General features: G+C 71.4%; 19 protein-coding genes. 8 read left to right on the forward strand and 11 right to left on the reverse strand.

Annotation, left to right across the window (positions count from 1 at the left end; all coding sequences use genetic code 11):
- Window positions 1-112: 112 nt before the first annotated feature.
- The 3 genes from pknB to ACGFML_RS28270 all read left to right on the forward strand — a co-directional run bounded on the left by pknB (window position 113) and on the right by ACGFML_RS28270 (window position 3,646).
- Window positions 113-2,071, forward strand: a complete 1,959-nt coding sequence (pknB, locus tag ACGFML_RS28260) for a Stk1 family PASTA domain-containing Ser/Thr kinase (protein ID WP_393548351.1) — start codon at window positions 113-115, stop codon at window positions 2,069-2,071.
- A 66-nt stretch (window positions 2,072-2,137) separates the two neighbouring features.
- Window positions 2,138-3,040, forward strand: coding sequence for a deoxyribonuclease IV (locus ACGFML_RS28265; protein ID WP_393548353.1), 903 nt, complete (start codon window positions 2,138-2,140; stop codon window positions 3,038-3,040).
- A gap of 69 nt (window positions 3,041-3,109) precedes the next feature.
- On the forward strand, window positions 3,110-3,646 hold the full coding sequence (locus ACGFML_RS28270; protein WP_393548355.1) for a DUF4396 domain-containing protein: 537 nt from the start codon (window positions 3,110-3,112) through the stop codon (window positions 3,644-3,646).
- Between the two features lie 22 nt (window positions 3,647-3,668).
- On the opposite strand, the gene ACGFML_RS28275 is transcribed toward ACGFML_RS28270, so the two are convergent.
- On the reverse strand, window positions 3,669-4,301 hold the full coding sequence (locus ACGFML_RS28275) for a sulfite oxidase-like oxidoreductase (protein WP_393548356.1): 633 nt from the start codon (window positions 4,299-4,301) through the stop codon (window positions 3,669-3,671).
- 147 nt (window positions 4,302-4,448) lie between these two features.
- Here ACGFML_RS28275 and bfr point away from each other — a divergent pair, with 147 nt between their 5' ends.
- On the forward strand, window positions 4,449-4,925 hold the full coding sequence (bfr, locus tag ACGFML_RS28280) for a bacterioferritin (RefSeq protein WP_393548358.1): 477 nt from the start codon (window positions 4,449-4,451) through the stop codon (window positions 4,923-4,925).
- A 26-nt stretch (window positions 4,926-4,951) separates the two neighbouring features.
- On the opposite strand, the gene ACGFML_RS28285 is transcribed toward bfr, so the two are convergent.
- Both ACGFML_RS28285 and ACGFML_RS28290 read right to left on the reverse strand, forming a co-directional pair.
- Window positions 4,952-5,230 carry a bacterioferritin-associated ferredoxin gene (locus ACGFML_RS28285; protein ID WP_393548360.1) on the reverse strand — a complete coding sequence of 93 codons (279 nt, stop codon included), beginning with the start codon at window positions 5,228-5,230 and terminating at the stop codon, window positions 4,952-4,954.
- A 155-nt stretch (window positions 5,231-5,385) separates the two neighbouring features.
- A complete protein-coding gene (locus tag ACGFML_RS28290; RefSeq protein ID WP_393548444.1) occupies window positions 5,386-6,729 on the reverse strand; it encodes a class II 3-deoxy-7-phosphoheptulonate synthase in 1,344 nt (447 codons plus the stop codon).
- Window positions 6,730-6,904: 175 nt separating this feature from the next.
- On the opposite strand from ACGFML_RS28290, the gene ACGFML_RS28295 reads away from it, so the two are divergent.
- Together ACGFML_RS28295 and ACGFML_RS28300 are read left to right on the forward strand one after the other, a co-directional pair.
- Window positions 6,905-6,961, forward strand: coding sequence for a trp operon leader peptide (locus ACGFML_RS28295; RefSeq protein WP_351594118.1), 57 nt, complete (start codon window positions 6,905-6,907; stop codon window positions 6,959-6,961).
- Window positions 6,962-7,066: 105 nt separating this feature from the next.
- On the forward strand, window positions 7,067-8,941 hold the full coding sequence (locus ACGFML_RS28300; RefSeq protein WP_393548362.1) for an anthranilate synthase family protein: 1,875 nt from the start codon (window positions 7,067-7,069) through the stop codon (window positions 8,939-8,941).
- Here ACGFML_RS28300 and ACGFML_RS28305 read toward each other — a convergent pair.
- From ACGFML_RS28305 to ACGFML_RS28325, 5 genes are all read right to left on the reverse strand, one after another.
- Window positions 8,907-9,923 carry a 2-hydroxyacid dehydrogenase gene (locus tag ACGFML_RS28305; protein ID WP_393548364.1) on the reverse strand — a complete coding sequence of 339 codons (1,017 nt, stop codon included), beginning with the start codon at window positions 9,921-9,923 and terminating at the stop codon, window positions 8,907-8,909. The two genes, ACGFML_RS28300 and ACGFML_RS28305, sit on opposite strands and share 35 nt — an antisense overlap.
- A gap of 182 nt (window positions 9,924-10,105) precedes the next feature.
- Window positions 10,106-11,134 carry a 6-phosphofructokinase gene (locus ACGFML_RS28310; protein ID WP_393548366.1) on the reverse strand — a complete coding sequence of 343 codons (1,029 nt, stop codon included), beginning with the start codon at window positions 11,132-11,134 and terminating at the stop codon, window positions 10,106-10,108.
- Between the two features lie 192 nt (window positions 11,135-11,326).
- Window positions 11,327-11,971: a response regulator gene (locus ACGFML_RS28315; RefSeq protein ID WP_393548446.1), complete on the reverse strand. Its 645-nt coding sequence runs from the start codon at window positions 11,969-11,971 to the stop codon at window positions 11,327-11,329.
- Between the two features lie 23 nt (window positions 11,972-11,994).
- Window positions 11,995-13,272: a MacS family sensor histidine kinase gene (gene macS, locus ACGFML_RS28320; protein ID WP_393548368.1), complete on the reverse strand. Its 1,278-nt coding sequence runs from the start codon at window positions 13,270-13,272 to the stop codon at window positions 11,995-11,997.
- A gap of 27 nt (window positions 13,273-13,299) precedes the next feature.
- Complete coding sequence (locus ACGFML_RS28325; RefSeq protein ID WP_393548370.1) at window positions 13,300-14,052, reverse strand: lysophospholipid acyltransferase family protein; 753 nt, start codon at window positions 14,050-14,052, stop codon at window positions 13,300-13,302.
- Between the two features lie 219 nt (window positions 14,053-14,271).
- Between ACGFML_RS28325 and ACGFML_RS28330 the strand changes: the two genes are divergently transcribed.
- Together ACGFML_RS28330 and ACGFML_RS28335 are read left to right on the forward strand one after the other, a co-directional pair.
- Window positions 14,272-15,069, forward strand: coding sequence for an alpha/beta hydrolase (locus ACGFML_RS28330; protein WP_393548372.1), 798 nt, complete (start codon window positions 14,272-14,274; stop codon window positions 15,067-15,069).
- Complete coding sequence (locus ACGFML_RS28335) at window positions 15,056-15,583, forward strand: hypothetical protein (RefSeq protein WP_393548373.1); 528 nt, start codon at window positions 15,056-15,058, stop codon at window positions 15,581-15,583. Before ACGFML_RS28330 ends, ACGFML_RS28335 begins: the two co-directional genes overlap by 14 nt.
- Before the next feature lie 56 nt (window positions 15,584-15,639).
- Here the strand turns inward: ACGFML_RS28335 and ACGFML_RS28340 are convergent, their stop codons facing one another.
- From ACGFML_RS28340 to ACGFML_RS28350, 3 genes are all read right to left on the reverse strand, one after another.
- The gene (locus tag ACGFML_RS28340) at window positions 15,640-16,098 is read right to left on the reverse strand and encodes a hypothetical protein (RefSeq protein ID WP_393548375.1); all 459 of its coding nucleotides are present in this window, start codon (window positions 16,096-16,098) and stop codon (window positions 15,640-15,642) included.
- 36 nt (window positions 16,099-16,134) lie between these two features.
- Window positions 16,135-16,878 (reverse strand): endonuclease/exonuclease/phosphatase family protein, encoded by a 744-nt coding sequence (locus ACGFML_RS28345; RefSeq protein WP_393548377.1) that lies wholly within the window; start codon window positions 16,876-16,878, stop codon window positions 16,135-16,137.
- Between the two features lie 74 nt (window positions 16,879-16,952).
- Complete coding sequence (locus tag ACGFML_RS28350) at window positions 16,953-17,894, reverse strand: ROK family glucokinase (RefSeq protein ID WP_393548379.1); 942 nt, start codon at window positions 17,892-17,894, stop codon at window positions 16,953-16,955.
- Window positions 17,895-17,948 lie beyond the last annotated feature (54 nt).

Raw genomic sequence — 17,948 nt, forward strand, 5'->3', positions numbered from 1 at the left:
CCGCTCCTGGCACCGCTCCCGGCACTGTTCCTGTCACTGTTCGGCTGCAGTCCGCCCCGAGTGACCGCCGCGGCGTCGGAGCAGCCGGTAATGCCTCGTAGACTCGTCTGCCGTGGATACGACCCTTCAGGACCCGCTCGAGGGCCAGCTGCTCGACGGCCGCTACCGCGTTCAGGCGCGCATCGCCGCCGGCGGGATGGCCACGGTCTATCGGGCCTTGGACACCCGGCTCGACCGCGTACTCGCGCTGAAGGTGATGCACCCGAGCCTGGCCACGGACGCGGCGTTCGTCGACCGCTTCATCCGGGAGGCCAAGTCGGTCGCGCGCCTTTCGCACCCGAACGTGGTGGGCGTCTTCGACCAGGGCACCGACGGCACGTACGTCTATCTGGCGATGGAGTACGTCGCCGGGTGCACACTGCGCGATGTGCTGCGGGAGCGGGGCGCGCTGCAGCCGCGGGCGGCGCTGGACATCCTGGAGCCGATCCTCGCGGCCCTGGGTGCCGCGCACCGCGCCGGTCTCGTGCACCGGGACATGAAGCCGGAGAACGTCCTGATCGGTGACGACGGCCGGGTCAAGGTCGCCGACTTCGGCCTGGTGCGGGCGGTGGACACCAACACCACCGCCTCCACCGGCTCCGTCCTGGGCACCGTGTCCTATCTCGCCCCCGAGCAGATGGAGCACGGCACCGCCGACGCCCGGGTCGACGTCTACGCCTGCGGTGTGGTGCTCTACGAGATGTTCACCGGCGGCAAGCCGCACACCGGTGGCTCCGCGGCGCAGATCCTCTACCAGCATCTGCACGAGGACGTCCGACCCCCGTCCACCCTGGTGCCCGGCCTGGCGCCGCAGCTGGACGATCTGGTGGCGCTGGCCACCGCCCGCGATCCGCAGCTGCGCCCGCAGGACGCGGCGGCGCTGCTGTACCGGGCGCGGGAGACCCGTGCCGAGCTGACCGGCGAGCAGCTTGATCTGGTGCCGCCGCAGGCGCACGAGCTGCCCGCCGGCGACGCCGAGCGGACGGATGTCCTGCCGCGGCTCGGCGGGCCGGCGGCACCGGGCGAGGTCGAGCTCAACCGCACCAGCCGGCTGGAGATGCCGCTCGGTGACGAAGTACCTCCCGGCGACCGGACCACGCGGCTTCGCCCGGTCCCCGCGCCGGCGCCGCGCGACGGCCTGATCCAGCGGCACAAGGTCCTCACCGTCATCGCGGCCGTACTGCTGGTCCTCGGCGTGGGCACCGGCGTGTGGTACGTCAATGTCGGCCAGTTCACGGCCGTCCCCGCCGTCCTCGACATGCCGCAGGCCAAGGCGGTCAAGACGCTGCGCGACGGGGGGCTGGGCGTGAAGGTGGTACGCGACTTCAGCTCGAATGTGGACCGCGGGCATGTCATGTCCACGGACCCGGCGACCGGCAAGCAGATCCGCGGGACGGACACGGTCACCCTCACGATCTCCCGTGGCCCGGAGATCGTCTCCGTACCGGACCTCTCGGGCACCCCGGTGGCCGACGCCAAGCGCAAGCTGCGCGACCTGGGGCTGACTCCGGGCACCGTGCAGCGGGATTTCAGCGACGAGGTCGCCAAGGGTTCGGTGATGCGCACGGACCCGGCCGCGGGCAGCAAGCGGCACCCGGACACCGCCGTGGGGATGACGGTCAGCCGCGGCTCCGAGATCCAGGTGCCGGACGTGGTCGGGGACGACCGCGCCGATGCGGTGTCCTCGCTGCGCGAGGAGGGTCTGCGGGTGAAGTTCGCGGAACAGCCGGTCTTCTCGCAGGAGGACAAGGGCACCGTCGCCCAGCAGTCGCCCGGCGCGGACCACTCGCTGGGCACGGGCGACACGGTCACCCTCACCCTCTCCAAGGGGCCGCAGATGGTCACCGTGCCGGACGTCACCGGCCAGAGCGAGGCGGACGCCAAGAAGACGCTGGAGGACAGCGGCTTCGCGGTCGAGGTCAAGAAGCCGTTCCTCTTCCCGCAGGACGAGGTCGAGAGCCAGTCCGTCGAAGGCGACGACCAGGCCCCGAAGGGCAGCACGATCACCATCCGACTGAAGGGCGCCCTCTAGGCTGCCGGCCCCCGCCGGTCGGCGTCCGCGGGACGGCGGCCGGCGGGCACCTGGCACCCTGGGAGGGTGAGTACACCCCAGCACGACGACGCATCGCGCGCCCGCGCGCGCAATCCGGTCGGCGGCCATGTGCCGGTGGCCGGCGGCCTGGCGAAGACCGGCCTTCCGTACGCCCGTGAGATGGGCGCCGAGACCGTACAGGTCTTCGTGGCGAACCCGCGCGGTTGGGCCACGCCCCCCGGAACTCCCGAGCAGGACGAGGCGTTCCGGGCGGCCTGCGCGCAGGAGCGGATCCCGGCGTACGTCCATGCGCCGTATCTGATCAACTTCGGGTCGCACACCGAGGCGACCGTCGAGAAGTCGGTGGCCTCGCTCCGCCACTCGCTGCGCCGGGGCCGGGAGATCGGCGCGCTCGGCGTGGTCGTGCACACCGGCTCGGCGACCGGCGGCCGGCCGCGCGCCGAGGCGCTGGCGCAGGTCCGGGAGCGGATGCGGCCGCTGCTGGACGAGCTGACACATGACGACGACCCCTGGCTACTGCTGGAGCCGACGGCCGGGCAGGGCGCTTCGCTGTGTGCGCCGGCCGAGGATCTGGGGCCGTACTTCGACGCGCTGGACCGGCATCCGAGGCTCGGCGTGTGCCTGGACACCTGCCACGCCTTCGCGGCCGGGCACGACATGGCGGCGCCGGGCGGGATGAAGGCGCTGCTGGACGAGCTGGTGGAGGTCACCGGCGAGGGCCGGCTGAGGCTGATCCATGCCAACGACTCCAAGGACGTGGTCGGCGCCCACAAGGACCGGCACGCGAACATCGGCTCCGGGCACATCGGCGCGGAGCCGTTCGGCGAGCTCTTCCGGCATCCGGCGACGGACGGGGTTCCGCTGGTGATCGAGACGCCGGGCGGCAAGGAGGGGCATGCGGCCGACGTGGCCCGACTGAAGGGGCTGCGGGCACCGGACACTCTTTGAGTTATACCCCTAGGGGGTATATGGTTCCCACTGTCGGGCCGGAACCGCTACCTCTCACCGGGAGCTTCCATGCAGCACCGCACACCCCACGACCACACCACCGACGCCGCCGGCACGGCCGCCGCGAGCGCACCGGCCGAAGCGGGCCACAGGGACCACAGCGGCGCCACCGCAGGCTGGACGACGGCCGCCAGGGCCACCCTGCACTGCCTCACCGGCTGCGCCATCGGCGAGGTCCTGGGCATGGTGATCGGTACGGCGCTGGGCTGGCACAACGCCCCGACCACGATCCTCGCGATCATCCTCGCCTTCGCCTTCGGCTACGCCCTCACCCTGCGCGGCGTACTGAAGGCGGGCGTCGGCTTCCGTACGGCGTTCCGGATCGCCCTCGCGGCAGACACGCTCTCCATCGCCGTGATGGAGCTGATCGACAACGGCGTGATCGCGCTCTGGCCGGGCGCGATGGACGCCCAGCTGTCGGACGTACTGTTCTGGGGCACCCTGGCCGCCTCACTGGCGCTCGCCTTCGTGGTGACCACACCGGTCAACAAGTGGCTGATCGGCCGCGGCCGGGGTCATGCGGTGGCGCACCGGTACCACCACTGAGGGCGGCCGGGCGCGGGCGACGTCAGAGCTCGGGGCCCTCGCCCGGCGCCTCCTGGTACGAGTAGCGCTGCTCGCGCCAGGGGTCGCCGAGGTTGTGGTAGCCGCGCTCCTCCCAGAAGCCGCGGCGGTCCGCCGTCATGTACTCGATGCCGCGGACCCACTTGGGCCCCTTCCAGGCGTACAGGTGCGGAACGATGAGCCGGGCCGGGAAACCGTGTTCGGCGGTGAGCAGTTCGCCCGAGCGGTGGGTGGCGAAGAGACAGTCCTGCGCCGCGAAATCCGCCAGCCGCAGGTTCGAACTGAATCCGTACTCCGCCCACACCATCACATGGGTGACATCCGGCGCGGGCGGCGCGAGCTCCATGATCGTCTGCGCGCGGACCCCACCCCATTCGGCGCCCAGCATGCTGAATTTCGTCACGCAGTGCATATCGGCGACGACCGTCGCATACGGCAGGGCCGTGAATTCCTCATGCGTCCAGCAGTGCTTTTCACCGTCCGCAGTGGCGCCGAAGGCGCGGAACTCCCAGCGTTCGGGGCGGAATTTCGGGACCGGACCGTAATGCGTCACCGGCCAGCCCCGCTGCAGCCGCTGTCCGGGAGGCAGCTGATCCTGCTCCTCTTCGCGACCGTCCGGCTGACCCATGCCCTCCATGTTGTCAGACCGGGAGGGGTGCCGATGACCAGGCAGGGAGGGATTCGGGCAACTCGTACTAAGCGTGCACTTACTGGACTGTCCGCTCCACGCGGTGCAAGGATGCGCGGCACCTGCCCAGTTCTCGCGCGGAAGGAGCCCGCTGCCATGCAGGGCGACCCCGAGGTCATTGAATTCCTCAACGAGCAGCTGACTGCCGAGCTGACCGCGATCAATCAGTACTTCCTGCACGCCAAGATGCAGGAGAACTTCGGCTGGACGAAGCTCGCCAAGTACACCCGCAGCGAGTCGTTCGACGAAATGAAGCACGCGGAGCTCCTGACCGACCGCATTCTCTTCCTGGAAGGGCTACCGAACTACCAGCGGCTCTTCCATGTGCGCGTCGGCCAGACCGTCACCGAGATGTTCCATGCGGACCGGCAGGTCGAGGTCGAGGCGATCGACCGGTTGCGGCGCGGAATCGAGATCATGCGCGCCAAGGGCGACATCACCTCGGCGAACATCTTCGAGGACATCCTCGCGGACGAGGAGCACCACATCGACTATCTCGACACCCAGCTCGAACTGGTGGAGAAACTCGGCGAGGCGCTCTACATCGCACAGCTGATCGAGCAGCCGAGCTGAGGCGCGGGCCGTGCCACCCCGCAGGGCTACGCGGCCTCCCGGAGCGCCGCGGGCACCACTTCGGCCACCTCCGCGACCGGCGGCGGTGCGGCCACGGTGCCCAGCGGCGCGGGGGCCCCGCTGTCGATGAGCTCCCGGCGCGGGCACGCGCCACGGCCGAGCAGTTCCTGGATGCGGCGCACACAGCCGCCGCAGTCGGTGCCGGCCTTGCAGGCGGAGGCGATCTGGCGGGGCGTGCAGGCGCCCGTGTCCGCGTGTTCGCGGACCTGCTTCTCGGTGATCCCGAAGCATGAGCAGACGTACACGCGGTTTCACCTCCGTTGGGAACCCCACCGATCCTCGACGATCCTGCCGATCTTGAGTGAGGTTACCCTTACCTTACCTGGCGTCCCGGGTGGCGCACAACGCGATGGGGCGCGGATCACAGGATCCGCGCCCCATCGTCGTGCTCTGCCCGCGCCTACTGGTCGCGGTACATCTCCGCCACCAGGAACGCCAGGTCGAGCGACTGGCTGCGGTTGAGCCGCGGGTCGCAGGCGGTCTCGTAGCGCTGGTGCAGATCGTCGACGAAGATCTCGTCGCCGCCGCCCACGCACTCCGTGACGTCGTCGCCGGTCAGCTCGACGTGGATGCCGCCCGGGTGCGTGCCCAGGGCCTTGTGGACCTCGAAGAAGCCCTTGACCTCGTCCAGCACATCGTCGAAGCGGCGGGTCTTGTGACCCGAGGCCGCCTCGAAGGTGTTGCCGTGCATCGGGTCGCAGATCCACGCCACCTGGGCGCCGGAGGCGGTGACCTTCTCGACCAGCTCGGGGAGCTTGTCGCGGACCTTGTCCGCCCCCATCCGGGTGATGAAGGTCAGCCGGCCGGGCTCGCGCTCCGGGTCGAGGCGCTCGATGAGGGTGAGTGCGTCCTCCACCGTGCTGGTCGGGCCGAGCTTGACGCCGATCGGGTTGCGGATGCGCGAGGCGAACTCGAGGTGGGCGCCGTCCAGCTGCCGGGTGCGCTCACCGATCCACACCATGTGGCCCGAGACGTCGTAGAGGTTGCCGGTACGCGAGTCCACGCGGGTCAGCGCCGACTCGTAGTCGAGGACCAGCGCCTCGTGGGAGGCGTAGAACTCGACGGTACGGAACTCCTCCGGGTCCACCCCGCAGGCGTTCATGAAGTTCATCGCGCGGTCGATCTCGCGGGCCAGCGCCTCGTAGCGCTGCCCGGAGGGCGAGGACTTCACGAAGTCCTGGTTCCAGGCGTGCACCTGGCGCAGGTCGGCGTAGCCACCGGTGGTGAAGGCGCGGACCAGGTTGAGGGTCGCCGCGGAGGCGTGGTACATCCGCTTCAGCCGCTCGGGGTCCGGGATCCGGGCCGCCTCGGTGAACTCGAAGCCGTTGACGGAGTCGCCGCGGTAGGTCGGCAGCGTCACGCCGTCGCGGGTCTCGGTCGGCTTGGAGCGCGGCTTGCTGTACTGACCGGCGATCCGGCCGACCTTGACCACCGGGACGGACCCGGCGTAGGTCAGCACGGCGCCCATCTGGAGGAGCGTCTTGAGCTTGTTGCGGATGTGCTCGGCGGAGACGGCGTCGAAGGCCTCCGCGCAGTCGCCGCCCTGAAGCAGGAACGCCTCACCACGGGCGACCGCTCCCAGGCGCTCACGCAACTGGTCGCACTCGCCCGCGAAGACGAGCGGCGGATAGGACTCGAGCTCCGCGATCACATCGCGCAGAGCCTCTTGGTCCGGCCAGTCAGGCTGCTGCGCCGCGGGCAGGTCTCGCCAGGTGTTGCCACCGGCATGGGTTTCAGCGTTCACGGTCACGAACACCACATTACGGGGTCCTCGAGGGGTGTCCGCGCCGCGCCCGGACTGTGAGACGGTCCGGACGCGGATCCGGACGGAACCCCGTAACGAGCGCTCGGCCACCGCCGGGCCGTCCACACCGTGAGACACGGTGCACGCGGCGGGGCGCTCCGCTAGGGTGCAGACCATGTTCGCGCAGACAACCATGAACTGGTGGTGGACCGCTCTTCCGGCGGCCCACTGATTCGCGCGCACTCCACAGACTCCGCGAAGGCCGCCCGAGGGCGGCCTTCGGTCTTTCCGGACGCCGGCCCTCGCCCCCACCTCTTGACCGAGAAGGACGAGGAACATGCACCTGCCCGAGCTGCTCGCCGACGACCGGCCCTTTGCCCTGCTGCGCCGCCGGGCACCCGGCCGCGACCACGACACCGTGGAGATCCTGATCGGCTCCGTCGCGGAGTACGACCGGCTCGCCGACCTTCCCGAGGGCCTGGCGATGGTGCCGTTCCGGCAAATCAGGGAGCGCGGCTTCGACGTGCACGACGACGGCACGCCGCTCGTCGCGCTGGTCCCCGAGGAGACGTACGAGCTGCCGCTCGCCGATGCGCTGGCGCAGCTGCCGGACCACGCCGTGCGGGTGGCGGACGGGGCGGCCTTCGACGTGACCGACGAGCAGTACGCGGAGATCGTCGGGCGGGTGCTCCACGAGGAGATCGGCAGCGGCGAGGGGGCGAACTTCGTGATCCGGCGGACCTACGAGGGCGAGATCCCCGGGTTCGACCGGGCCGATGCCCTGGCCCTCTTCCGCCGGCTGCTGGCCGCCGAGCGCGGCGCGTACTGGACCTTCGTCGTGCACACCGGGGAGCGGACGCTCGTGGGCGCGAGCCCCGAGGTGCACGTCCGGATGAGCGGCGGCACGGTCGTGATGAACCCGATCAGCGGGACGTACCGCTACCCGGCCGGCGGCCCGACCGCCGACGACCTGCTCGCCTTCCTCGATGACGGCAAGGAGATCGAGGAACTGTCGATGGTCGTCGACGAAGAGCTCAAGATGATGTGCACCGTCGGCGACATGGGCGGCGTGGTGGTCGGGCCGCGACTGAAGGAGATGGCCCACCTCGCGCACACCGAGTACGAGCTGCGCGGCCGCTCGTCGCTGGACGTGCGGGAGGTGCTGAAGGAGACGATGTTCGCGGCGACGGTCACCGGGTCGCCGGTACAGAACGCCTGCCGGGTCATCGAGCGCTACGAGCCCCTCGGGCGGGACGGCACGGGGCGCGGCTACTACGCGGGCGCGCTCGCCCTGATCGGCCGCGACGCGGGAGGCGCGCAGACCCTTGACTCGCCCATCCTGATCCGCACCGCCGACGTCGACGCGGCCGGCCGGCTGCGGGTGCCGGTGGGAGCGACGCTGGTCCGCGGCTCGGACCCGGTGAGCGAGGTGGCGGAGACACACGCCAAGGCGGCCGGGGTGCTCACCGCGCTCGGCGTGCGTCCGGGCCCCGCCCGGCCGGCGGACACCGCGCCGCCGCGGCTGGCCGACGACCCGCGGGTGCAGGCCGCCCTGGCCGCCCGGCGGGCCGACCTGGCGCCGTTCTGGCTGCGGATGCAGACCCCCGCCTCGACCGCCGCGCTGAGCGGCCATGCGCTGGTCGTCGACGGCGAGGACACCTTCACCGCGATGCTGGCGCATCTGCTGCGCACCTCGGGGCTGACGGTCGAGATCCGACGGTTCGACGAGCCGGGGCTGCGCGCGGCGGTGCGCGCGCACGAGGGCCCGGTGGTGCTCGGCCCCGGCCCCGGCAATCCGGCCGACGCCACCGATCCCAAGATGCGCACCCTGCGCGCGCTCACCGCCGAGCTGGTGCGCGAGCACCGGCACGGGCTGCTGGGCGTCTGCCTCGGCCACGAACTGCTCGCCGCCGAGCTGGGATTGGAGATCGTCCGCAAGGAGGTGCCGTTCCAGGGCGCACAGGAGCGGATCGACTTCTTCGGGCGCCCGGAGACGGTGGGCTTCTACAACACCTTCACGGCCCGCTGCGACGACACCACGGCCACCGAACTCGCCATGCACCGGGTCGAGTTGAGCCGGGACGCCGAGACCGGCGACGTGCATGCGCTGCGCGGTCCCGGCTTCGCGGGCGTGCAGTTCCATCCCGAGTCGGTGCTCACCCTGGACGGCGCCGCGGTCACCGCCCAGCTGCTGGCAGCTGTCCTCGTGTGACCAGCATGTTCTCGTTGGTGCGGTGGGCCAGATAGTCCTCGACGTTGCGCACGGTGGCGTCGATGATCTGGCCGACCGCGTCCTCGGTGAAGTACGCCTGGTGCGAGGTGACCAGCACGTTCGAGAAGGTCATCAGGCGGGCGAGGGTGTCGTCGCTGATGACGTCCAGGGACTTGTCGAAGAAGAACAGGCCGGCCTCCTCCTCGTAGACGTCCAGGGCGACGCCGTCGAGCCGGCCCGCCTTGAGCGTGTCGACGAGGGCCACGGTGTCGACCAGCCCGCCACGGCTGGAGTTGACGAGGACCGCGTCGTCCTTCATCGCGGCCAGCGCGGCGGCGTCGACGAGGTGCCGGGTGGCCGCCACCAGGGGCACATGCAGGGTGACCAGGTCCGCCTCGGCGAACAGCTGCCGCTTGCCGACGTACGTCATACCGAGCGCGGCGCAGTTGGGGTTCTCGGCGATGTCCCAGCCGAGCAGGTTCATGCCGAAGCCGTGGGCGATCCGGGTGAATGCCTCACCGATCCGGCCGGTGCCGATCACGCCCACCGTGCGGCCCCGCAGATCGCGGCCCATCAGGCCGTCCAGCCGGAAGTCGAAGTTACGGGTGCGGGTGGCGGCCCGGACGATCCGCCGGTTCACCGCCAGCGCCAGGCCCCAGGCGAACTCGGCGACCGCGTACGGGGAGTAGGCGGAGACCCGGCCGATGGACATGCCGAGGTCGGCCGCGGCCTCCAGATCGATGTTGTTGAAGCCGGTGGCGCGCTGGGCGATCATCTTGGTGCCGCCGGCCGCGAGCGTCTGCAGGACGTCGGCGCCGAGGTCGGCGTGGACGCTGGAGCTGACGACCTCGTAGCCGTGGGCGATGGGGGCGGTGTCGCGGTTGATGAACACGTCCAGGCTGCGGACCTGGTGCCGCTCCCCGAAGGAACTCTCCAGCAGCGCGCGCTCGTCCGCCTGGACACCGAAGGCGATGATCTCCACGAACCCTCCCGCCGGTCCTGCCACTCCGGCCTGCCTCTGCACGGCAGGCCGGACATGCCGCGTACGCCACAGACGCCGTATGCCCCATACATTCGCCTATGTCCATGTATGGCGAATATACGGCCCCTCGCCCGGGGATGCCGCCCGGCGTACCGGTCCCGGCGCGGGGGACGTGCACCGGCTCAGCCGAAGAAGACGCCGGCCTCGGTGTACAGCGCCGGATCGACGGTCTTGAGCTTCGCGGTCGCCTCCGCGATCGGCACCCGGACGATGTCGGTACCGCGCAGCGCGACCATCTTGCCGAAATCGCCGTCGCACACCGCATCGATGGCGTGCAGCCCGAAGCGGGTGGCCAGCCAGCGGTCGAAGGCGCTGGGCGTACCGCCGCGCTGGGTGTGCCCGAGCACCGTGGTGCGGGCCTCCTTGCCGGTGCGCCGCTCGATCTCCTTGGCCAGCCACTCCCCCACGCCCGACAGCCGGACATGGCCGAAGGAGTCGGTGGACCCGTCCTTGAGCACCATCTGGCCGTCCTTGGGCATCGCGCCCTCGGCGACGACCACGATCGGGGCGTAGCGGACCTTGAAGCGGGACTCGATCCAGCCGCAGACCTCGTCGATGTCGAAGCGCTGCTCGGGGATGAGGATGACGTTGGCGCCGCCGGCGAGGCCGGAGTGCAGCGCGATCCAGCCGGCGTGCCGGCCCATCACCTCGACGACCAGGACCCGCATATGGGATTCGGCGGTGGTGTGCAGCCGGTCGATGGCCTCGGTGGCGACGCCGACGGCGGTGTCGAAGCCGAAGGTGTAGTCGGTGGCGGAGAGGTCGTTGTCGATGGTCTTGGGAACGCCGACGCAGGGCACGTCGTATTCGTCGGAGAGACGGGCGGCCACACCGAGGGTGTCCTCGCCGCCGATCGCGATCAGCGCCGAGATCTCGTTCTTGGCCAGCGTGTCCTTGATCCGGCGGATACCGTCGTCCTCCTTGAAGGGGTTGGTCCGCGAGGAGCCGAGGATGGTGCCGCCGCGCGGCAGGATTCCGCGTACCGCCGCGATGTCCAGCGGCACGGTGTTGCCCTCCAAGGGGCCCCGCCAGCCGTCCCGGAAGCCGACGAAGTCATATCCGTATTCCTGGGTGCCCTTGCGGACGGCGGCCCTGATCACCGCGTTCAGACCAGGGCAGTCGCCGCCGCCGGTGAGTACTCCGACCCGCATCGCTTCACCTATCCCGTCGATGGCCGCGTACGGCCGTGAATGAGCAGACCCGCGTCACGCTAATGGTGACGTGGGTCACTCCGGGATGGGGCGATCGGTGATTCCGTTGTTTTGCCGGGGAGTTGACGCCGGGCGTTCACCCGTACGAGGGGAACCCCGGCCGGGTGGCTCCCTAGGGCCGAACGACGGGCCCTATGCCTCGTCCAGGCCGCGCTCGATGGCGTAGCGCACCAGCTCCACGCGATTGTGCAACTGGAGTTTGCCGAGGGTGTTCTGGACGTGGTTCTGCACCGTGCGGTGCGAGATGACCAGGCGTTCGGCGATCTGCTTGTACGAGAGGCCCTTGGCCACCAGGCGCAGCACCTCGGTCTCCCGCTCCGTCAGCTGCGGTGCGCCCGGCTCGTCCGGGGTCGCGGGGGCCGGTTCGGTGGCCAGGCGTCGGTACTCGCCGAGCACCAGGCCGGCGAGCCCGGGGGTGAACACCGGGTCGCCGGCGGCCGTACGCCGGACCGCGTCCACCAGCTCCTCGGTACTCGCCGACTTCAGCAGATAGCCGGTCGCCCCGGACTTGACCGCCTCCAGGACGTCGGCGTGCTCGCCGCTCGCGGAGAGCACCAGCACCCGCAGTGCGGGCAGCGATCCGACCAGTTCCTTGCACACCTGGACACCGGGCAGCCCCGGCAGATTGAGGTCCAGCACCAGCACGTCGGGGATGGCCGCCTGCGCGCGGCGCACCGCCTGGAGGCCGTCCCCGGCCGTCGCGACCACCTCGAACCCGGCCTCGGCCAGGTCCCGTGCGACCGCGTCCCGCCACATCGGGTGGTCGTCGACCACCATCACCCTCAGACCCGCCCGCTCACTCACGCTTTCGCCTTCCCCCGACCTCTGCCCTCGGACTCGGCGCCCTTGGGGACCGTCAACTCCACTTCCGTGCCCTGTCCGGGGACCGAGACCCACTCGGCACGGCCGCCCAGATCCCGCAGCCGGCCGCGGATCGACAAGGCCACACCGAGGCGGCCCTCGCGCTCGGCGTCCGCGAGCCGGCCCTCGGGGATGCCGGGACCGTCGTCGCGGACCGTCACGATCACCGCCTGCGGTTCGTCCTCCACCAGGATCCACGCCTGGGCGCCGTCCCCCACGTGCACCCGTACATTGTCCAGCGCCGCACCGACAGCGGCCGCCAGCTCCGCCGCCGCAGCGGCCGGCAGTTCGACCGGGGCGCCGGGCTCGGAGAAGGTGACACCACCGCCCGCGTACGGGGCGAGCAGCGCCCGGACGTCGCAGGGCCCGCCCGCCGGGGCGGACGGCGCGGCCGTCCCGCCGGCGGGCGGCACGGTCTCCGCAGGCCCCTGCGCACGCGGCGGCGGAACCAACCCGCTGGAGACCAACGTCCGCAGTGCGACCTCCTGTTCGCCGGCCATCCGGCCCAGTTCGGCCGCCTCGCCGCCGATCGCGGCGCCGCGCCGCTGCACCATCGCGAGCACCTGGAGCACGCTGTCGTGGATGTCGCGGGCCAGCCGCTCGCGTTCGCGGGTGGCGGCCTCGATCTGCAGGGCGCGGGCGAGGGTGCGCTCACTGGCGCGAGCCACCTCGACCACGTAGCCGATCGCGACGCTGGCCACCCACACCAGGACGACGTTGTGGACGATGTCGCGGGCCAGCTCCTCGCGTTCGACGAGGTTGGCGATCGCCACCGCGCTGGAGGCCACCGCGGCCCAGCGCCAGCCGCGCTTGATCGCGAAGCCCAGGACGGCGCCCGCCGTCCAGATGGAGGGCAGGGTGGGCCCGCCGTCCATGATGCGGGCCTGGGTGTCCACCAGGGGCGTCAGGAGGATGCCGCCGACGGCGAAGCCGAGGTCGGCGAAGAGGAAGTACCGGGTGCAGCGCTCCGCCGAGGCCGTCCGGCGCCAGGTGAAGAGCATCCAGACGGTGAGCGCGGCCATGTAGGCGGCGGCGCCGAGCGGATGCGCGTACTCCTTGTACGAGAGCGCGAACAGGCACAGCGAGTAGCAGAGGGTGAGGATGCGGTAGCCGGTGAGCGCCCGCCACAGCGGCAGCTCGACGGACATCCGCAGCACCCTCGGGCGCTTGCTGTGACGCCTGGCGGCACCGCTCACCGGTATGTCGGCATCCGTCATGGGCCCCCCACCCCTCGCCGGGCTCGACTACGCCCCGGCCTCGGCCTTCCCCTTGTCGACGGCCCTGCCGGCCTCCGACTCCGCCTTCTTCTTCGTCTCCGCCGCCTTCGCCGCATCGGCGATCTGCCGCTTGGCCGCCGTCGCGTAGATGTCGACGTACTCCTGGCCGGACAGCTTCATGATCTCGTACATGACCTCGTCGGTGACCGACCGCAGGATGAAGCGGTCGCCCTCCATGCCCTGGTAACGGGTGAAGTCCAGCGGCTTGCCGATACGGATGCCGGGCCGGATCATCTTCGGCACGATCTTGCCCGGAGGCTGCACCTTCTCGGTGTCGATCATCGCCACGGGGATCACCGGGGCGCCGGTGGCCAGCGCGACCCGGGCCAGGCCGCCCGGCTTGCCGCGGTAGAGCCGGCCGTCCGGGGAGCGGGTGCCCTCCGGGTAGATGCCGAACAGCTCACCGCGCTCCAGCACCTCGATGCCGCTCTTGATCGCCGCCTCGCCCGCGCCCCGGCCGCCCGACCGGTCCACCGGCAGCTGGCCCACGCCCTTGAAGAACGCGGCGGTCAGCTTGCCCTTCACGCCGGGCGAGGTGAAGTACTCGGCCTTCGCGATGAACGTGACCTTCCGGTCGAGCACTGCGGGCAGGAAGAAAGAGTCCGAGAAGGACAGGTGGTTGCTCGCGAGGATCGCCGGACCCTCGGCGGGGATGTTCTCGATGCCTTCCACCCAGGGGCGGAACGCAAGCTTCAGCGACCCGCCGATGGAAAACTTCATTGCGCCGTAGATCAACCGACTGCCTCCTGTGTGTGACGCAAAGACCTTAACCTGCCCCGGCCCCCCGCTCGCCGCGGCGGGGCTGCGAGCGGCCCCTACGAGCGAGCGGACGGGTGGCGGGCACCCGGCCGCGCGGCCGACGCCGGACCTATCCGCTCCGCGTCCCTCCGCGTACGCTGAGGTAACCCACCAGGTCCCCTTACCGATCGGAGTTCCCCGGTGCCGCTCCTTCCCGGAGTCGAGCCGTTCCGCCGTGACGGCGGAGAGGTCGGCGTCCTCGTGTGCCACGGCTTCACCGGTTCCCCGCAGTCCGTCCGTCCCTGGGCCGAGCATCTGGCCGACCGCGGGCTGACGGTCTCCCTGCCGCTGCTGCCCGGACACGGCACCCGCTGGCAGGACCTGCAGATCACCTCCTGGCAGGACTGGTACGCCGAGGTGGACCGCGAGCTGCGCGCACTGACCGAGCGCTGCACCAAGGTCTTCGTCTGCGGCCTGTCCATGGGCGGCGCGCTGGCGCTCCGCCTGGCCGCCAAGCACGGCCCGGCGATCAGCGGCGTGGCCGTGGTCAACCCGGCCAACAAGGTCCATGATGCCGCGGCGCCGCTGCTTGCGGTGCTGCGCCACCTCGTACCGAGTACCAAGGGGATCGCCAGCGACATCGCCGCGCCGGGCGCCGAGGAGGTCGGCTACGACCGGGTGCCGCTGCACGCCGCGTACTCGCTGCGCCGCTTCTTCCAGCAGGTGGACGCCGAACTCCCGGGTGTCACCCAGCCGTTGCTGGTGATGACCAGCCCGCAGGACCATGTCGTGCCGCCCGCGGACTCCGAGCGGATCCTGAGCCGGGTGTCCTCCACCGACGTACGGCAGACCCTGCTGGAACGCAGCTATCACGTCGCCACGCTCGACCACGACGCGGAGCGGATCTTCGAGGACACCTTCGCCTTCATCACCCGGCTCGCCCCCGAGGCCCAGCCGGGCCCGGTCCAGGAGGGGGCGGCGGCAAGTGGCGGAGCATAGCCCCAGGGACCCCCGGGACCCGCTGGACGAAGAGGCCGCCTGGGCGGAGATCGTCGCGGGCTACGGCGAGCAGCCGGAGGTGCCCACGGCGGACGACGACGGCGCCGAGGAGGCCGGGCGCAAGGACGCCCAGGCCCTGCCGGGTGCCGACGACACGACGGCGGGGGCCGCACGCCCCGGGAGCTTCGTCGTCTTCGCCCCCGGGGTCGGGCCGCGCGACTGGAGCACCGCCGAGCCGTCCGACGGCGACCTCGACGACCACGACGAGGGCCACTTCACCCCGCCGGAGCCGCCTCCGCTGCCGCAGGCCGACGTCACCACGAAGTTCGCCTGGCTCGCGGTGCTCGGCGGTCCGCTGCTGCTGGTGACGATGATGATCATCCAGCAGCCGGTGACGTGGTGGCTCGCCGTCCTGGGCATCGGCGGCTTCCTCGGCGGCTTCGCCACCCTGGTGGGGCGGATGAAGGACGACGACGAGGGCGACGACCTGCCGGGGGGCGGAGCGGTGGTGTGACCGCGGCTGTTCGCGGAGGACGCGTGCGGCGTAGGAGGTCCAGGAGCCGACAGCGGTCAGCGAGTCCCTGACGAAGCGGCCTGACCCTCGCACAGGGGCATGCCGATTTTCGCGGCGGTCTCGCCGGCGTCCTGGTGGGTCAGGACGACGACCAACGCCGCCAGCGGGATCACGAAGCCTGCGATGACGGCGAAGAACGTGGGTATCCAGCTCTGCCCACCGGACGCCGGCCGGATCCCGCCGCGGCGCGCGGCGCGGGACGTCAGAACGTGGACGACCGGTGCCGACACGGCCGCGAGCAGGCTGCCGTAGGCAGTCGCGAAATGCGTCCACGGCACTGCCATGTACCGGCAGGCATCCGACTGGTGGTGGATGTGGGCGGTGGACAGCGCCAGGGACGCGACGAGACAGGTGATCGCGGCCACGGAGAGCAGCGGCACCGGAAGCGCCCTTGCCCAGGAGTGCCGCGAGGAGCGATGCGGCCGTGCGTCGTGCCGAGTTGCCGGTTCGGACATGCCTTCACTCCCCGTCCGGGCGCGGCCGGACACAGATCAGTGACCGTGGGCCGGCACCCGCAGCACGGCCAGGACCGGAAGGTGGTCGGAGGCGGCCTTCAGATCCGCTTCGTGGACGCCCGGCACCGGGTGCGGCACCCCGCAGCCGAGCACCTCGACACCGTCGGTGGTGAAGACGGCGTCGATCCGCTGATGCGGGTCGTGGGGCGTGGAGGTGAACTCCCCGCCCCACGGCCTCGCCACCCAGGCGTCCGTCAGCGCCCCCGCCAGTCGCCGGAAACTCCGGCCGCCGGGGCGGTCGTTGAGATCGCCGCCCGCCACCGCATACGGCACGTCCAGCTGCGCCAGCCGCTCCAGCAGCAGCCCGGCCTGCCCGTAGCGTTCCGCGGCGGACAGGCTCAGGTGGCAGCTGAGCACCCCGAGCCGGGCGCCCCCGATCCGTACCACGGCGGTCGCGAAGCCGCGCTGGTGCAGGCCGGGGGTGCGGGGCAGCAGGATGTCCTGCGTCCGCTCCACATGGGCGCGCAGCGAGGACAGGATCATCGGGCCCGCGGTCGTGCCGCCGCCGGTGACGTACACCAGCCCCGAGGCGCGGGCCAGCCGCTCGGCGGCCTTGCGCCAGCGGAAGAACCGCGGCGCCTCCTGGACGAGCACGAGATCGGGCGCGCAGGCCCGGACGACCCTGGCCAGGGCCGCCCGGTCGTCCCGCAGCGAGCGGATGTTGTAGCTGAGCACCCGGACGACCGCGGAGCCGCTGTGCTGCGCTCCGCCTCCGCCCATCGCACAGTCCTCGGCAGCGGAGCCGCGCTCCGTGCCGGACACGGGGAGCCCGGGGTGCTCGGCCACCACCGGGGTCAGCCCTGGCGGGCCAGGTCCGCGGCGCCCACCAGCCCGGCCTTGCCACCGAGCTGGGCGGCCAGGACCTGGGCGTGCGGCCGCCATTGGTTGCCGACCAGCCAGCGGCGGAAGGACTTACGGATCGGGTCGAGGACCAGTTCGCCCTCGTCCGAGACGCCGCCCCCGACGATGAAGGCGGACGGGTCGAAGAGCGAGGCGAGGTCGGCCAGACCCGCTCCGGCCCAGCGGGCCAGTTCGCGGAACGAGTCGATGGCGACCGCGTCGCCCTGCCGGGCGGCCGCGCTGATGTGCTTGCCCTGGATGCCCTCGGCGGTGCCGTCGCCGAGGGAGAGCAGCACCGTGGCGTTCTCCGGGGTGGCGAAGGCGCGTTGGCGGGCGTAGCGCAGCAGGGCCCGGCCGGAGGCGTACTGCTCCCAGCAGCCCTGGCTGCCGCAGCCGCACAGCAGTCCGTCGGGGACGACCCGGATGTGGCCGAACTCGGCGGCGACGCCGAAGCGGCCCCGGCGCAGCTTGTTGCCGATGATGATGCCGCCGCCCAGGCCGGTGCCCAGGGTGATGCAGATGACGTCGCTGTGGCCCTGGCCCGCGCCGAATTTGTACTCGCCCCAGGCGGCGGCGTTGGCGTCGTTCTCGACGACCACGGGCAGGCCGACGCGCTGTTCGACCTTGTCCTTGAGCGGCTCGTGGCGCCAGTCGATGTTGGGTGCGAAGAGGACCGTGGCCCGCTTCTCGTCGACGTAGCCCGCCGCGCCGATGCCGACGGCCTCGACCTGGTGACCGGATCCGACGGTGCGGACCGCGTCCGCGATCGCCTCGGTCAGTGCGTCGGTCGCCTGCGGGGTCGGTACCTGGCACGTCTCGAGGATCGAGCCCTCTTCGTCGACCACGCCGGCCGCGATCTTCGTGCCGCCGATGTCGACGCCGATGGTGAGTCCCATGTGTCCCTCAGTTATTCGCTCGAACCCCGCCGGGATCAACCGTACCGGAGGAGG

This window comes from Streptomyces sp. NPDC048650 (genome assembly GCF_043199095.1).
Lineage (GTDB): Bacteria > Actinomycetota > Actinomycetes > Streptomycetales > Streptomycetaceae > Streptomyces.

Coding starts and splice junctions, on each gene's coding strand:
- ACGFML_RS28270 (WP_393548355.1), top strand. CDS start 3,110: ATGCAGCACCGCACACCCCACGACCACACCACCGACGCCGCCGGCACG.
- ACGFML_RS28275 (WP_393548356.1), bottom strand. CDS start 4,301: ATGGAGGGCATGGGTCAGCCGGACGGTCGCGAAGAGGAGCAGGATCAG.
- bfr (WP_393548358.1), top strand. CDS start 4,449: ATGCAGGGCGACCCCGAGGTCATTGAATTCCTCAACGAGCAGCTGACT.
- ACGFML_RS28300 (WP_393548362.1), top strand. CDS start 7,067: ATGCACCTGCCCGAGCTGCTCGCCGACGACCGGCCCTTTGCCCTGCTG.
- ACGFML_RS28310 (WP_393548366.1), bottom strand. CDS start 11,134: ATGCGGGTCGGAGTACTCACCGGCGGCGGCGACTGCCCTGGTCTGAAC.
- ACGFML_RS28315 (WP_393548446.1), bottom strand. CDS start 11,971: ATGGTGGTCGACGACCACCCGATGTGGCGGGACGCGGTCGCACGGGAC.
- macS (WP_393548368.1), bottom strand. CDS start 13,272: ATGACGGATGCCGACATACCGGTGAGCGGTGCCGCCAGGCGTCACAGC.
- ACGFML_RS28325 (WP_393548370.1), bottom strand. CDS start 14,052: ATGAAGTTTTCCATCGGCGGGTCGCTGAAGCTTGCGTTCCGCCCCTGG.
- ACGFML_RS28340 (WP_393548375.1), bottom strand. CDS start 16,098: ATGTCCGAACCGGCAACTCGGCACGACGCACGGCCGCATCGCTCCTCG.
- ACGFML_RS28345 (WP_393548377.1), bottom strand. CDS start 16,878: ATGGGCGGAGGCGGAGCGCAGCACAGCGGCTCCGCGGTCGTCCGGGTG.
- ACGFML_RS28350 (WP_393548379.1), bottom strand. CDS start 17,894: ATGGGACTCACCATCGGCGTCGACATCGGCGGCACGAAGATCGCGGCC.